Source organism: Mesorhizobium sp. A623 (genome assembly GCF_054489405.1).
Genome location: NZ_JBTMXB010000016.1, coordinates 1 through 13,163, shown reverse-complemented (window position 1 = coordinate 13,163; position 13,163 = coordinate 1). Strand labels below are relative to the sequence as shown.

At 61.9% G+C, this 13,163-nt stretch carries 12 protein-coding genes, 1 pseudogene and 1 riboswitch; of the genes and pseudogenes, 4 read left to right on the top strand and 9 right to left on the bottom strand.

Annotated features, from left to right (window positions below; translation table 11 throughout):
- Together argF and ACX3P1_RS16955 are read left to right on the top strand one after the other, a co-directional pair.
- Positions 1 to 912, top strand: a complete 912-nt coding sequence (argF, locus tag ACX3P1_RS16960; protein ID WP_459080774.1) for an ornithine carbamoyltransferase — start codon at positions 1 to 3, stop codon at positions 910 to 912.
- A 102-nt stretch (positions 913 to 1,014) separates the two neighbouring features.
- A complete protein-coding gene (locus ACX3P1_RS16955) occupies positions 1,015 to 2,004 on the top strand; it encodes an Hsp33 family molecular chaperone (RefSeq protein ID WP_459080773.1) in 990 nt (329 codons plus the stop codon).
- A gap of 32 nt (positions 2,005 to 2,036) precedes the next feature.
- Here the strand turns inward: ACX3P1_RS16955 and apaG are convergent, their stop codons facing one another.
- Together apaG and ACX3P1_RS16945 are read right to left on the bottom strand one after the other, a co-directional pair.
- Positions 2,037 to 2,429 (bottom strand): Co2+/Mg2+ efflux protein ApaG, encoded by a 393-nt coding sequence (gene apaG / locus ACX3P1_RS16950; protein ID WP_459080853.1) that lies wholly within the window; start codon positions 2,427 to 2,429, stop codon positions 2,037 to 2,039.
- A gap of 105 nt (positions 2,430 to 2,534) precedes the next feature.
- Positions 2,535 to 3,725, bottom strand: a complete 1,191-nt coding sequence (locus ACX3P1_RS16945) for an O-succinylhomoserine sulfhydrylase (protein ID WP_459080772.1) — start codon at positions 3,723 to 3,725, stop codon at positions 2,535 to 2,537.
- A gap of 55 nt (positions 3,726 to 3,780) precedes the next feature.
- Positions 3,781 to 3,858, bottom strand: a riboswitch (SAM riboswitch).
- A 93-nt stretch (positions 3,859 to 3,951) separates the two neighbouring features.
- Here ACX3P1_RS16945 and ACX3P1_RS16940 point away from each other — a divergent pair.
- The gene (locus ACX3P1_RS16940) at positions 3,952 to 5,046 is read left to right on the top strand and encodes a 2'-deoxycytidine 5'-triphosphate deaminase (RefSeq protein WP_459080771.1); all 1,095 of its coding nucleotides are present in this window, start codon (positions 3,952 to 3,954) and stop codon (positions 5,044 to 5,046) included.
- Here the strand turns inward: ACX3P1_RS16940 and araD1 are convergent.
- The 4 genes from araD1 to chvE form a co-directional block, all read right to left on the bottom strand.
- The gene (araD1, locus tag ACX3P1_RS16935; protein WP_459080770.1) at positions 5,043 to 6,035 is read right to left on the bottom strand and encodes an AraD1 family protein; all 993 of its coding nucleotides are present in this window, start codon (positions 6,033 to 6,035) and stop codon (positions 5,043 to 5,045) included. The two genes, ACX3P1_RS16940 and araD1, sit on opposite strands and share 4 nt — an antisense overlap.
- A gap of 137 nt (positions 6,036 to 6,172) precedes the next feature.
- Positions 6,173 to 7,387, bottom strand: coding sequence for a multiple monosaccharide ABC transporter permease (mmsB, locus tag ACX3P1_RS16930; RefSeq protein WP_459080769.1), 1,215 nt, complete (start codon positions 7,385 to 7,387; stop codon positions 6,173 to 6,175).
- On the bottom strand, positions 7,384 to 8,919 hold the full coding sequence (gene mmsA / locus ACX3P1_RS16925; protein ID WP_459080768.1) for a multiple monosaccharide ABC transporter ATP-binding protein: 1,536 nt from the start codon (positions 8,917 to 8,919) through the stop codon (positions 7,384 to 7,386). The genes mmsB and mmsA overlap by 4 nt, the downstream gene beginning before the upstream one ends.
- Positions 8,920 to 9,062: 143 nt before the next feature.
- The gene (chvE, locus tag ACX3P1_RS16920) at positions 9,063 to 10,139 is read right to left on the bottom strand and encodes a multiple monosaccharide ABC transporter substrate-binding protein (protein WP_459080767.1); all 1,077 of its coding nucleotides are present in this window, start codon (positions 10,137 to 10,139) and stop codon (positions 9,063 to 9,065) included.
- Positions 10,140 to 10,433: 294 nt separating this feature from the next.
- Here chvE and ACX3P1_RS16915 point away from each other — a divergent pair, with 294 nt between their 5' ends.
- Positions 10,434 to 11,426 (top strand): LysR family transcriptional regulator, encoded by a 993-nt coding sequence (locus ACX3P1_RS16915; RefSeq protein ID WP_459080766.1) that lies wholly within the window; start codon positions 10,434 to 10,436, stop codon positions 11,424 to 11,426.
- Positions 11,427 to 11,441: 15 nt separating this feature from the next.
- Here the strand turns inward: ACX3P1_RS16915 and ACX3P1_RS16910 are convergent, their stop codons facing one another.
- The 3 genes and pseudogenes from ACX3P1_RS16910 to ACX3P1_RS16900 form a co-directional block, all read right to left on the bottom strand.
- Positions 11,442 to 12,284 (bottom strand): outer membrane protein, encoded by an 843-nt coding sequence (locus ACX3P1_RS16910; protein WP_459080765.1) that lies wholly within the window; start codon positions 12,282 to 12,284, stop codon positions 11,442 to 11,444.
- 280 nt (positions 12,285 to 12,564) lie between these two features.
- The gene (locus ACX3P1_RS16905; RefSeq protein ID WP_459080764.1) at positions 12,565 to 12,741 is read right to left on the bottom strand and encodes a TOBE domain-containing protein; all 177 of its coding nucleotides are present in this window, start codon (positions 12,739 to 12,741) and stop codon (positions 12,565 to 12,567) included.
- 19 nt (positions 12,742 to 12,760) lie between these two features.
- Positions 12,761 to 13,163: pseudogene (locus tag ACX3P1_RS16900) on the bottom strand (ATP-binding cassette domain-containing protein); the annotation flags it as partial.

Genomic DNA, 13,163 nt, shown 5'->3' with positions numbered 1-13,163 from the left:
ATGACCCTTCGCCATTTTACCGATCTTTCCACCGTTTCGGAAAGCGATCTGCGCGCCATGTTGAACGATGCGGTTGCGCGCAAAACCCGTCTCAAGGCTGGCGAGCGGTCGAAGCCGCTCGAGGGCAAGGTGCTGGCGATGGTCTTCGACAAGCCTTCGACGCGCACGCGCGTTTCCTTCGACGTCGGCATGCGCCAGCTCGGCGGCGAGACGATCATGCTGACGGGTACGGAAATGCAGCTTGGCCGTTCCGAAACCATCGCCGACACGGCCAAGGTCCTGTCGCGTTATGTCGATGCGATCATGATCCGCACCACGTCGCACGACCGGATGGTCGAACTGACCGAAAACGCTACCGTTCCTGTCATCAACGGCCTGACCGACGATACGCATCCCTGCCAGATCATGGCTGACGTGCTGACTTTCGAGGAGCATCGCGGCCCGGTTGCCGGCAAGACCTTTGCCTGGACCGGCGACGGTAATAATGTGCTGCATTCGCTGCTGGAAGCTTCGGCCCGACTGCGGTTCAACCTGAACATCGCCGTACCCAATGGCAGCGAGCCGGAACAGAAGTTCGTCGACTGGTCCCAAGCGAATGGCGGCGTGGTTCGCTTTTTCCGCTCGGCCGAGGAAGCGGTCGACGGGGCGGACTGCGTCGTCACCGACAGCTGGGTGTCGATGGGCCAGGAGCATCGGGCGCGCGGCAACAACGTCTTCCTGCCCTATCAGGTCAATGCGGCGCTGATGGCGAAAGCCAATCCGGATGCGCTGTTCATGCACTGCCTGCCGGCGCATAGGGGTGAGGAAGTGACCGACGAGGTCATGGACGGCCCGCAATCGGTAGTGTTCGACGAGGCGGAAAACCGCCTCCACGCGCAAAAGGCCGTGCTTGCGTGGTGCCTTCGCGCTTGAATCGCGGCCGCACGGTGCCTATCTGCGGCCCATCACCGCAAAAATGGGCCGATGGAGCCGTGCTGTTGCAAGAACAGCCGGGCTGGCGGCCGGAGACGTGCCATGCTGGAAGCCATTCAAGTGACTGAACACGGACCCAAACTCGGCGAATTCGGCTATGCCGGCGACGACCATGTCGTACCGTTCGAGGTCGATTCGCTCGATGCGCGCGGCCGCGCCGTGCAGTTGGGCGAAATGCTCGACGGAATCCTTTCGCGCCACGACTATCCCGAGCCGGTTGCCCGCCTTTTGGCGGAGGCCTGCGTGCTGGCCGTCCTGCTCGGCACATCGTTGAAATTCCAGGGCAAGTTCATCCTGCAGACCCGTACCGACGGGCCGGTCGACATGCTTGTCGCGGATTTTTCCACGCCGCATGCGCTGCGCGCCTATGCCCGCTACGATGCGGATAGGCTGGAAGCGTTGATGGCGGTTGGCGAAAGTTCGCAGCAGACGCTGCTCGGCAACGGCGTTCTGGCGCTGACTGTCGACCAGGGCGAGCACACGCAGCGCTATCAGGGCATCGTCTCGCTCGACGGCGTGACGCTGGAAGCGGCGGCGCGCACCTATTTCCGCCAGTCGGAACAGATACCGACCGACCTGAAACTGTCGGTGGCGAAGCTGGTGGTGCCGGGCGCGCGCGAACAGTGGCGCGCGGGCGGCATGCTGGTGCAGTTCCTGCCGGAATCGACGGAGCGGATGCGGCTACCGGACCTGCCCGGTGGCGATGGCGATGAAACCTCCGTTCATGCGGATAACGCCTGGCTGGAAGTGCAGGCGCTGCTTGCGACGGTCGAGCCGACCGAACTGATCGACCCGACCGTCGGTACGGAGCGATTGCTCTATCGCCTGTTCCACGAGCATGGCGTGCGCGCCTTCGATGGCGTCCGCGTCGCCGACCAGTGCTCCTGCTCGAGGGACAAGATCCAGGGCATCCTCCAGGGATTTTCCGCCGAGGAAATCAAGGAAAGCACGCGCGACGGTAAGATCGAGGTGGCGTGCGAATTCTGTTCGACGGAGTATGAATTCGATCCGTCGGAATTCGACGCGAAGTAAATTCTCTTCTCCCCCGGCACCGGGGGAGAAGCTCAGTTCACCGTTCTTTTCGAGTCCGGCAGGTCGAGCGAGAAGGCGGGGATGTCGATGTCGAACGTCTCGCCTTTGCCGTCGTGCATCGTATAGCGCCCGACCATGATGCCGGACGGGGTGGCTAGCGGGCAGCCGGACGAATATTGATAGCTGTCGCCGGGGTTCAATTCGGGCTGTTCGCCGACGACGCCTTCGCCCCTTACTTCCTCGACCCGGCCCGTGCCGTCGGTGATGCGCCAGTAGCGCGACAGCAACTGCACGGGGCTGTCCGATTGGTTGTCGATGGTAACCCGATAACCCCAGACATAGTGGCCCTCCGAGGGATCGGAACGATCCTCCAGATAGAACGGCTCGACCTGTACCTCGATGCCACGGGTCGTCGCGCTGTACAGGTTTCGGCGGCTCACACCTTTGCTCTTTTCGCCAAAGCGATCATCGTTTTCCGTTTTCTTGTTCGAGCATGATCTTGTCCGAAAACCGGTTTCCGCTTTTCAGGGTCATGCTCTGGCAAGCGCCTGGTCGATGTCCTCCAGCAGATCGTCGACGTCTTCCAATCCGATGGAGAACCGCAGCGTGCCGTCGCCGATGCCGAGTTCGGCGCGCGCCTCGTCGGTCAGGTTTTTGTGCGTCGTCGTTGCCGGATGCGTAATCAGGCTTTTGGCGTCGCCGAGATTGTTGGAAATCAGCACGATGTCGAGTGCGTTCTGGAAGGCGAAGGCGGCCTGCTTGCCGCCCTTGATGTCGAGGCAGATCAGCGTCGAACCGCCGGCCATCTGCTTCTTGACGATCTCCGCCTGCGGATGGTCGGCGCGCCCCGGATAGATGACGCGCGCGATTTCCGGCCGCTCGGCGAGGAAATCCGCGATTCTGCCGGCGCTTTGCGTCTGGTGCGCGACGCGGATCGGCAACGTCTCCAGCCCCTTCAGCAGCGTCCATGCGTTGAACGGCGACAGGCTCGGGCCGGTATGGCGGAAATAATTGTGCAGGTTCTCGTCGATCCAGTCCTTGTCGGACAGGATGATGCCGCCAAGGCAGCGGCCTTGCCCGTCAATGTGCTTGGTTGCCGAATAGACGACGACATGCGCGCCAAGTTCCAGCGGCTTCTGCTGCAAGGGCGTAGCGAACACATTATCGACCACCAGCCGCGCGCCGATCGATCGCGCCAGCGAAGCGACGGCTGCGATATCGACGACTTCCAGCGTCGGGTTGGTCGGGCTTTCCAGGAAGAACAGCTTCGTGTTGGGCCGAACCGCCTGTTCCCAGTTGGCGATGTCCTTGCCGTCGACCAGTGTCGCTTCGATGCCGTATTTCGGCGCCAGCGTTTCGACGATCCAGCGGCAGGAGCCGAAGACCGCGCGCGCCGCCAGAATGTGATCGCCGGCATTCAGGCCGCACAGGACCGCTGCCGCAACTGCTGCCATGCCGGACGCGGTGGCGCGGGCGTCTTCGGCCCCTTCCAGCGCGCACATGCGCTTTTCGAACATATCCACGGTCGGGTTGGCGTAGCGCGAATAGATGAAGCCGGGTTCCTCGCCCTTGAAGCGCGCTTCGGCGGCCTCGGCGGTCGGATAGACATAGCCTTGGGTGAGGAAAATCGCTTCGGACATTTCGCCGAACTGCGAGCGAAGCGTGCCCGAATGCACGAGTTGGGTGGCCGGCTTCCAGTTACGCTTATTTTCGATGGTCATGGGCGTGCCTTAAAAACAAAAAAACCGGTCGCGGAAATCGCCACCGGTCCATGCTGCCTCGCGGCCGACGGTCCCTTAGCGACTTGTTTAACGTGGCTGCAAGCCGACCGGCCAAATCACCACGGGATAACGCCCTTTATTCCTCGCTTTTGCTTGCGTCAACCGCCCCGCTTATTAAGAAATTTGGGGGAACTATGACATCTGGGCCAGACTGCGGAGTGGACCTTTGCGCAAGACAGGCATTCTTCCCGACCAAGACATTGCGGCGCTGTTTCAATCGGGCGCGCTTAAGAGCGAGCGTCCGCTTGACGGCGACCAGATTCAGCCGGCAAGCCTCGACTTGCGGCTGGGCAAAAAAGCCTGGCGCGTGCGTGCCTCCTTCCTGCCCGGCCCTAATCATACCGTCGCCGACAAGCTCGACCGGCTCAAGCTGCACGAGATCAATCTGAGCGAGGGATCGGTGCTGGAAACCGGCTGCGTCTATATCGTGCCGCTGATGGAAAGCCTGGCGCTGCCGGCGGAGATTTCCGCTTCGGCCAATCCGAAAAGCTCGACTGGCCGCCTCGACATCTTCACCCGCGTCATGACCGACCACGGCCACGAGTTCGACAAGATAGCCGCCGGCTATCATGGCCCGCTCTATCTGGAAGTCAGCCCGCGCACGTTTCCCATCGTCGCCCGCGCCGGTTCGCGGCTGTCGCAAATCCGGTTTCGCACCGGTAACGCGCTGCTGTCGGAAGCCGAGTTGAATGAACTGCACCGCACTGAAATGCTGGTCGCCACCGAGCCGCCGAACATTTCGGGCGGCGGCATCGCGCTGTCTATCGATCTAGCCGGCGACGAGAACGGGCTGGTCGGCTATCGCGGCAAGCACTACACCGGCCTTGTCGACGTCGACAAGCGCGCGGCCCACGACGTCGTCGATTTCTGGGAGCCGCTCTACAAGCGCCGCGATGGCGAACTGGTGCTCGACCCCGACGAATTCTACATTCTCGTCAGCCGCGAAGCAGTGCATGTGCCGCCGCTCTACGCCGCCGAGATGACGCCTTTCGATCCGCTGGTCGGCGAATTTCGCGTCCACTATGCCGGCTTCTTCGATCCCGGTTTCGGCCATTCGGCCGCCGGCGGCACCGGCAGCCGCGCCGTGCTGGAAGTGCGCAGCCACGAAGTGCCGTTCATCCTCGACCACGGCCAGATCGTCGGCCGGCTGGTCTACGAGCACATGCTGGTCCGACCGAAGGCGCTCTATGGCACCGATCTAGGCTCCAACTATCAGGCGCAGGGCCTGAAGCTGTCAAAGCACTTTCGGGCCGCCAGCTAAAGCACCTTCACTGCGACATTCGTCGGCGCCTCGATCTCGATCGAATTGCGCAGCGGCAGGCCGAACGCCTTTGCCTCGATCTCGAACATGTCGTCGGCTCTGGTGGTGATGCCGTCGGCGAAGGACAGCGTTGCGGTGCCGAACATATGCACATGCACGTCGCCCGGCTGGCGGAAGGCCGAATATTTGAAGTGATGGTATTCGAGATTGGCGATCGAGTGGGACATGTTCGTCTCGCCCGACAGGAAGGGCTTTTCCCAAAACACCTCGCCGTCGCGGATAATGCGCGATGAACCGCGAATGTCGGCAGGCAGGTTGCCGACAAGGATTTCCGGCCCGAAGGACGCGTTGCGCAGCTTGGAATGGGCCAGGTAAAGGTAGTTCACCCGTTCGGTGACGTGATCGGAAAATTCGTTGGAGAGCGTGAAGCCGACGCGGAAGGGTTGGCCGTCGTCGCCGATGATGTAGATGCCGGCAATCTCGGGTTCTTCGCCGGCGTCGGCGGCAAAGGCCGGCGAGACCAGCGGCGCGCCCGGCGCCACCGCCATGGTGCCGTTGCCCTTGTAGAACCACTCCGGCTGCACGCCGGGTATTCCGCCCTGAGGCTTGCCGCCTTCGAGCCCCATGCGGAACATCTTCATGGAATCCGTCAGTTGCTCCTCGCCCTCCGCGCTGAGCTTCTTGTGCATGCTGTCGCGCGTCGCCGCCGATCCAAGGTGGGTCAGCCCGGTGCCGGTGAGGTGCAGGTGTGCCGGGTCCGGATGGTTGATCGGCGAGAGCACCCGGCCCTTCTTGTACGCGCTTTCGAGGTCGACGGTCTCGCCCAGGCCCTTGCGCTCTATCAGCGCCGCAAGGCCAAGGCCTGTGCGCGCCGCTTCCAGCGCCAGCGAATAGACGCTGCGCGCGCCGTTGACGATGCGCGCCTTGCCGCCTTCGCGCGCGGCTACCCGGATCGTTTCACTCTCGTCGAGGATTTGGGAAATCAGCATGGCAGCTCTTTCTCTCCATAGTCGCAGGTCGCGCGGCAATCGTTGCCCTGCACGGCGCGCGAAGCTCGCGCCATGACCGGCTGTTCATGTGGAGCGCCCTTGCTCCGTTCGGGGTTATGGGTCCGGTGGCTCCCGGCTCAGTTCTTGTTCTTGTTGTAGACGTCGAAGACGACCGCACCGAGCAGCACCAGCCCCTTGATGACCTGTTGCCAGTCGATGTTGACGCCCATGATCGACATGCCGTTGTTCATCACGCCCATGATGAACGCACCGATGACAGCGCCCGCGACCTGACCGGCGCCGCCGGCCATCGAGGCGCCGCCGATGAACACGGCCGCGATCACGTCGAGTTCGAAGCCGAGGCCGGCCTTCGGCGTCGCCGTATTGAGGCGCGCGGCGAAGATCAGGCCGGCAAGGGCCGACAGCACGCCCATGATGATGAACACGTAGAAGGTCAGCCGCTCGGTCTTGATGCCGGACAGGGCGGCCGCCTTGACGTTGCCGCCCATGGCGTAGATGCGCCGGCCGATGGTCATGCGCTTGGTCAGGAACACGAACAGCGCGATCAGGATGCCCATGACGATCAGCACGTTGGGCAGGCCGCGATAAGACGCCATCATGGTGGTGAGGAACAGGATCACCCCCGAGAGGATGACGTTCTTGACAACGAACAGAGCGAACGGCTCGGCCTCGTAGCCATGGCTCTCGCGGTTGCGTCGGCTCTTCAGCGCGAAATTGAGCATGGCGGCGACGATCGCGATGCCGATCACCAGCGTCGTTGCATGCAGCTTGGTGGCGCCGAGCGTGATTGGGCCGATGACGTCCGGGATGAAGCCGGCTGAAAGCAACTGGAATTCGCGCGGGAACGGCCCGACCGACATGCCGCCCAGAAGCCACAGCGCCAGCCCCTTGAACACCAGCATGCCGGCCAGCGTGACGATGAAGGAGGGTATCTTCAGATAGGCGATCCAGTAGCCCTGGCTGGCGCCGATGACGCCGCCGGCGATCAGGCAGATCAGCCCGGCCAGGAACGGGTTCATGTGGTATTGCACCATCAAGACGGCAGCGATGGCGCCGACGAAGCCGGACACCGAACCGACCGAAAGGTCGATATGCCCGGCGACGATGACCAGAAGCATGCCGAGCGCCATGATGATGATGTAGCTGTTCTGCAGCACGATGTTGGTGAGGTTCACCGGCTTGAACAAGACGCCATTGGTGAAATACTGGAAGAACAGCATGATCAGGATAAGCGCGATCACCAGCCCATAGTCGCGCAGATTTTCCTTGAGCGCGCTCATGGCGGAAGCGCGCGCATTGCGTTCGGCGTTCGGAAGGGTGTCGGTGCTCATGATGCTGCCTTTGCTTCCGCGTGGACGATTGCCCGCATGATCTTTTCCTGCGACGCTTCCTTGGCCGCCATCTCGCCGACGATGCGGCCCTCGTTCATGACGTAGATGCGGTCGCAGATGCCGAGCAGTTCGGGCATTTCGGACGAGATGACGAGGACGCCTTTGCCCTCGTCCGCCAGCCGGTTGATGATGGTGTAGATCTCGTATTTCGCGCCGACATCGATGCCGCGCGTCGGCTCGTCGAGGATCAGCATGTCGGGGCTGGAAAACAGCCACTTCGACAGCACCACCTTCTGCTGGTTGCCGCCGGAAAGGTTGCCGGTGATCTGGTAGACGCTGGACGAGCGGATATTGGTCTTCTTGCGATAGTCGTTGGCGGCGTTGAGTTCGCGCATTTCGTCAAGCACGCCGGCAGAGGATACGGCTTTCAAATTGGCGATGGTGATGTTGTGCTTGATATGGTCGATGAGGTTGAGGCCGAAAGTCTTGCGGTCCTCGGTCGCATAGGCGATGCCGTGGGCAACGGCGCGGTCGACGCTCGACGTATCGATTTTCTTGCCGTGCAGGAACACGTCGCCGCTGATGCCCTGGCCGTAGCTCCTGCCGAAGACGCTCATGGCGAATTCGGTGCGGCCGGCCCCCATCAGGCCGGCGATGCCGACGACTTCGCCCTTGCGAACGGAAAGGTTGACGCCCTTCACCACCTGGCGGTCGCAATGTTGCGGATGATGGACGACCCAGTTCTTCACCTCGAAGATGGTCTCGCCGATGTTTGGCGTACGCGCCGGAAAACGGTCGTCGAGCGAGCGGCCGACCATCGAGGTAATGATACGCGCTTCGCTGATGTCGTGCGGATCGAGCGTCTCGATGGTCTTGCCGTCGCGCAGGATGGTGATGCGGTCGGCGACCTTGTCGATCTCGTTCAGCTTGTGGGAAATCAGGATCGAGGCGATGCCCTTCTGCTTGAAGTCGACCAGCAGCGACAACAGCGCGTCGCTGTCCTTTTCGCTCAAGGAGGCGGTCGGCTCGTCGAGGATCAAGAGCTTGACCTCTTTCGACAGCGCCTTGGCGATCTCGACCAGTTGCTGCTTGCCGACGCCGATATTGGTGATGAGCGTGTCGGGGTCTTCCTTGAGGCCGACGCGGGCGAGAAGCTTGGATGCACGCGAGCGCACCAGGTTCCAGTCGATTATGCCGTTATGCGCCTGCTCGTTGCCGAGGAAGATGTTTTCGGCAATCGACAGCAACGGCACCAGCGCCAGTTCCTGGTGGATGATGACGATGCCGACCTTCTCGCTGTCATGGATGCCGCCGAACCGGCATTCCTGGCCGAGAAAGCGAATGTCGCCGGAATAGGCGCCGTGCGGATAGACGCCCGAGAGCACCTTCATCAGCGTGGATTTGCCGGCGCCGTTCTCGCCGACGATGGCGTGTATCTCACCCTCCCGGACATCCAGGTTGACGTCCTGAAGAGCCTTGACGCCGGGAAAGGTCTTGGTGATGCCGCGCATCTCCAGAATGGTCTTTTCCATTGCGGAAACCCATTTTTGCCAGAGCGTCCCGACTTCACCCAAATGGTGCGCGAAACCGGCCGGATCGAACTCGGCAGATGATACAGAAGGGAAGCGGGATTGAAAGGGGTTCCGCCAAGGGCGAAACCCCTCCAGAGGGTTGCTTACTGCAGGTCTTCGGCCTTGACGTAGCCCGAGTCGACCACTTTTTCCTTGTAGTTGGACTTGTCGACTTCATACGGGGTCAGAAGCACCGACGGCACCACCTTGACGCCGTTGTTGTAGGTCTTGGTGTCGTTGACCTGCGAAGGCTCCTTGCCCTGCATGACTTCGTCGACGAGGCCGGCCGTCACCTTGGCAAGCTCGCGGGTGTCCTTGTAGACGGTCGAATACTGTTCGCCCGCTATGATCGCCTTGATCGAGGGGACTTCCGCGTCCTGGCCGGAAATGATCGGCCATGGCTGGTCGGCGGTGCCGTAACCGACGCCGCGCAGCGACGAGATGATGCCGCGCGACAGGCCGTCATAGGGCGCCAGAACCGCATCGACGCGGCTGCCGTCCGAGTAGTTGGCCGAAAGCAGATTGTCCATGCGCGCCTGCGCAACCGCGCCGTCCCAGCGCAGCGTGCCGACCTTGTCCATGCCCATCTGGCCCGACTTGACGACGAAATCGCCCTTGTCGATCAGTGGCTGGAAGACGCTCATCGCGCCGTCGTAGAAGAAGAAGGCGTTGTTGTCGTCCGGCGAGCCGCCGAACAGTTCGAGGTTGAACGGCCCCTTCTTTTCCGGGTAGCCAAGACCCTTGAGGATCGAATTGGCCTGCAGCACGCCGACCTGGAAATTGTCGAAAGTGGTGTAGTAGTCGACATTCGGGCTGTCGCGGATGAGGCGGTCATAGGCGATGACCTTGACGCCCTTGTCGTGCGCCTGCTGCAGCACGGCCGACAGGGTGGTGCCGTCGATCGAAGCGATGATCAGCACCTTGGCATCCTTGGTCACCATGTTCTCGATCTGGGCGAGCTGGTTGGGGATGTCGTCTTCGGCAAACTGGAGATCGGTCTTGTAACCCTTCGCTTCCAGCGCCTTGACCAGTTCGTTGCCGTCACTGATCCAGCGCAACGAAGACTTGGTCGGCATGGCGATGCCCACGGTACCCTTGTCCTGGGCTTGTGCCTGTACCGAATAGGTCGTGGCCGCGAGGCCTACCGTCAATGCGGCGATTAACGTCCGGATGATTTTCACGTTCACTGTCTCCCTGGTTGTTGCGCGAGGCGACGCGCCTGACGGCTGCGCAATTCAGGCAGCGCGCCGACGCGCCCCGCCATTGTGTCGATATTCGGTATCCTCCCGGCCGTGCGTCAGTAATTTCAATCGATGCGATAGTCTTCGCCATCGACCGGTGCTGCGCAAGGCACGCGAAATTTGTGTTGCATTGCCATAACTGTCAAATGCGATCTACGATGATTGGTATATCGGAAATGATATGGATAGGCCGGGGATACAGGCTTACCACTGACGTTTGGAGGGGAGATCGGTATGGCTGCTTTTCGAAACCAGGATGGGGCTACCGCCAAGCTCGACAGATTTTCGGGCGGTGGCGAAACCCTGCTGCGCAGCGGCCTGAGCCTGCGCCACATGCGCATGATCGTGGCGCTGGACGACCATGGCCGCGTCAGCGCGGCTGCCCAGGTGATGAACATCTCGCAGCCGGCGGCGTCGCGCATCATTGCGGAAATGGAAGCCATCCTCGACGTGAAGCTGGCCGAACGGCTGCCGCGCGGCGTCGCGCTGACGCCCTATGGCAAGGCGCTGGCGCGGCGGGCGCGCTCGATCCTGCTCGAAATGCGCGAGGCGGGCCGCGATATTTCAGAACTCAAGGCGGGCAAGGGCGGTTCGGTGTTCCTGGGCGCGGTGACGGCCCCGGCAATCGAACTGGCCGTGCCGGCGATCCGGGAAATCCGCCGCCTCTATCCGCGCATCGAAATCACCATGCAGGTCGAGACATCCAACGTGCTGGCGCGCGAACTGGTCGCCAGCCGCCACGATTTCATCATCGCCCGCATTCCCGACGATCTCAATCCGCGCCTGTTCGAATCGCGCGTGATCGGCATCGAGAAGGCCTGCCTGATCGTCCGGCGCGGCCATCCCCTCACAAGCCGGGGCGCGGCCGTGCGGCTTGAACAGACCGGCGCTTACGATTGGGTCTTCCAGTCGGGTGGATCGCCGCTGCGCCAGGCGATGGAGGCGAATTTCCTCAACCGCAACATCGCCTTGCCGGAACGGATTTTGAACACAAGCTCGCTGTTGCTGACGCTGGTCATGGTGGCGCAGTCCGACGCCATTGCACCGGTGTCCATTCAGGTGGCGAAGTTCATCCAGAGTCCCGAAGGACTGGCCGGCGCGATCGACATCATCCCGACGGAATTCGACATCGAGGTCCGGCCCTACAGCCTGATTACGGTCCGCAACCGCGTACTCTCGCCTGCGGCCAAGATGCTGTATGATTCCATCTTGCGCCAGGTGGGGTAGCTGCCCGCTTCCGACTTAGTTGAGTTCGTAGCGGACGCCGAGGCGCAGGGCATGGAAGTCGAAGCCGTTGTCGCGGATCTGCTCGCCCTTGGCTCCGAACGCCTTGTCTGCGGCGTCATAGGCGAATGCCTTGCCGCTTCCGACCCGCGTATATTTGTAGCCGGCGTCGAGCAGGAAATGGTCGGAAAGACGATAAGACAGGCCGGCCATGGCCGAGCCGGCAAGCCGCCAACTGCTCAGCCCCTCATTGGTTGCCGTGTAGGGCGTGTAGCCCGGCTGGCAGAGCGCGCAGACTTCCTGCACGCTAAGCTTGCCATAGTCCACGAAGGCCGCGCCGATGCCGAGGCCCACATAGGGCGTGATCGCTCCCCACGCCGGCAGATCGACATAGGCGTTGAGCATCGGCGCCCACACATTGGCGGAAGCCTGGTTTTCATAATGGCAATCGGCGCCCATCGGCAACGCATGCTGCGGGTCCGTCTTGATCATGTAGGGGCAATCCGTGCCGCCCGAAATCTTGGCGTGGAAAAAGTCGAGCGTTGCGTCGGCGCGGAGATAATCGTTGAAGCGGTAGCCAACACCGCCGCCGAGGCTTGCAGCGCCGCCGAAATCGAGATGGTCGTAGCGGAAGGTGCCATCGATCCCTTCCACGCCCGGAAACTGGTTGTAGAAATCCCAGTCTCCCTCGTTGCGCGACTTGAACACGTAGCCGACGTCGCCCCGTATGTACCATCCCGAATAGGGGGCAGGCTGGACGACCGGCGGCGGTGCTTCCTCGACATAGAGGTCGGCGGCAAGAACGGGGGCGCTCATCACCAGCGCGACAGCCAGCGTTGTCATGCGTGTTGCGAAAGTCATGTCGACTACCTGTGTCTTGACGGCGCAGACATCGTGCCGTTCCAAAAGTGCGTAGCCGCACTATCAGGCCAGTATGGTTAACAAGCGATAAAGCCTTCGCTCGACATTCGAGGGGACGACACGCCAGCGGGAAAAGAACCCGCGCGTTCAGCTTGGGAAGCCGGTTGTATTCACCAATAGGAAGCAGCACACCGGCAAGCCAACCATTGGCTTTCCCGAAATTACGAAACGCAAGTCGCCGCAAACATTGGAAGAGCAGGCCCGAAATTTGATTGTGTCTTCATAGCCGCATGCCGGCTGCGTCAAACAAGAATACGCGGGCGGCATTCAGGCCGATGATGCTCGTTTCGCCGACCGCAGGTCTGGCGTTCCCTTGGCTTTGGACGGTTATCATCGAACCGTCGGCGAGCACCGCATGAAAATAGGTGACGTTTCCGAGGCATTCGACGAGCGTCACCTGGCCTGGCTTCGACCTAGTCGTGCGTCACATAGATCATCGTCGTGCCGAGTTGCTGATGCAGGCGCGCGATTTCTATGCGCATCTGCACGCGCAGTTCGGCATCGAGGTTCGACAGCGGTTCGTCGAACAGGAATATATCGGGCTGGCGCACGATGGCGCGGCCGATGGCGACGCGCTGGCGCTGCCCCGGAGAGTTCGCGCGGCTTGCGGTTCAAATAGGCTTCGAGGTGCAGGATTTTTGCCGCCTCCGCCACTTTGCGCTCGATCTCCGCCTTGGGGCGCTTGGCCATCTCCAGCGGAAAGTGAGGTGGACCCGCCTGCTGAGACAGTTTGGCGGGCGGCTTGGCTAAGGTGGATCGGGTTGTTTCTACGCCGCCAACTGCTCCGTCATTTCCGCCATAGCATAGACTTCGTCGGGC

What these genes read in the sequence shown, in the direction of transcription:
- argF (WP_459080774.1), top strand. Translation starts at nt 1, where the DNA reads ATGACCCTTCGCCATTTTACCGATCTTTCCACCGTTTCGGAAAGCGAT.
- ACX3P1_RS16955 (WP_459080773.1), top strand. Translation starts at nt 1,015, where the DNA reads ATGCTGGAAGCCATTCAAGTGACTGAACACGGACCCAAACTCGGCGAA.
- ACX3P1_RS16945 (WP_459080772.1), bottom strand. Translation starts at nt 3,725, where the DNA reads ATGACCATCGAAAATAAGCGTAACTGGAAGCCGGCCACCCAACTCGTG.
- araD1 (WP_459080770.1), bottom strand. Translation starts at nt 6,035, where the DNA reads ATGCTGATTTCCCAAATCCTCGACGAGAGTGAAACGATCCGGGTAGCC.
- mmsB (WP_459080769.1), bottom strand. Translation starts at nt 7,387, where the DNA reads ATGAGCACCGACACCCTTCCGAACGCCGAACGCAATGCGCGCGCTTCC.
- mmsA (WP_459080768.1), bottom strand. Translation starts at nt 8,919, where the DNA reads ATGGAAAAGACCATTCTGGAGATGCGCGGCATCACCAAGACCTTTCCC.
- ACX3P1_RS16915 (WP_459080766.1), top strand. Translation starts at nt 10,434, where the DNA reads ATGGCTGCTTTTCGAAACCAGGATGGGGCTACCGCCAAGCTCGACAGA.
- ACX3P1_RS16910 (WP_459080765.1), bottom strand. Translation starts at nt 12,284, where the DNA reads ATGACTTTCGCAACACGCATGACAACGCTGGCTGTCGCGCTGGTGATG.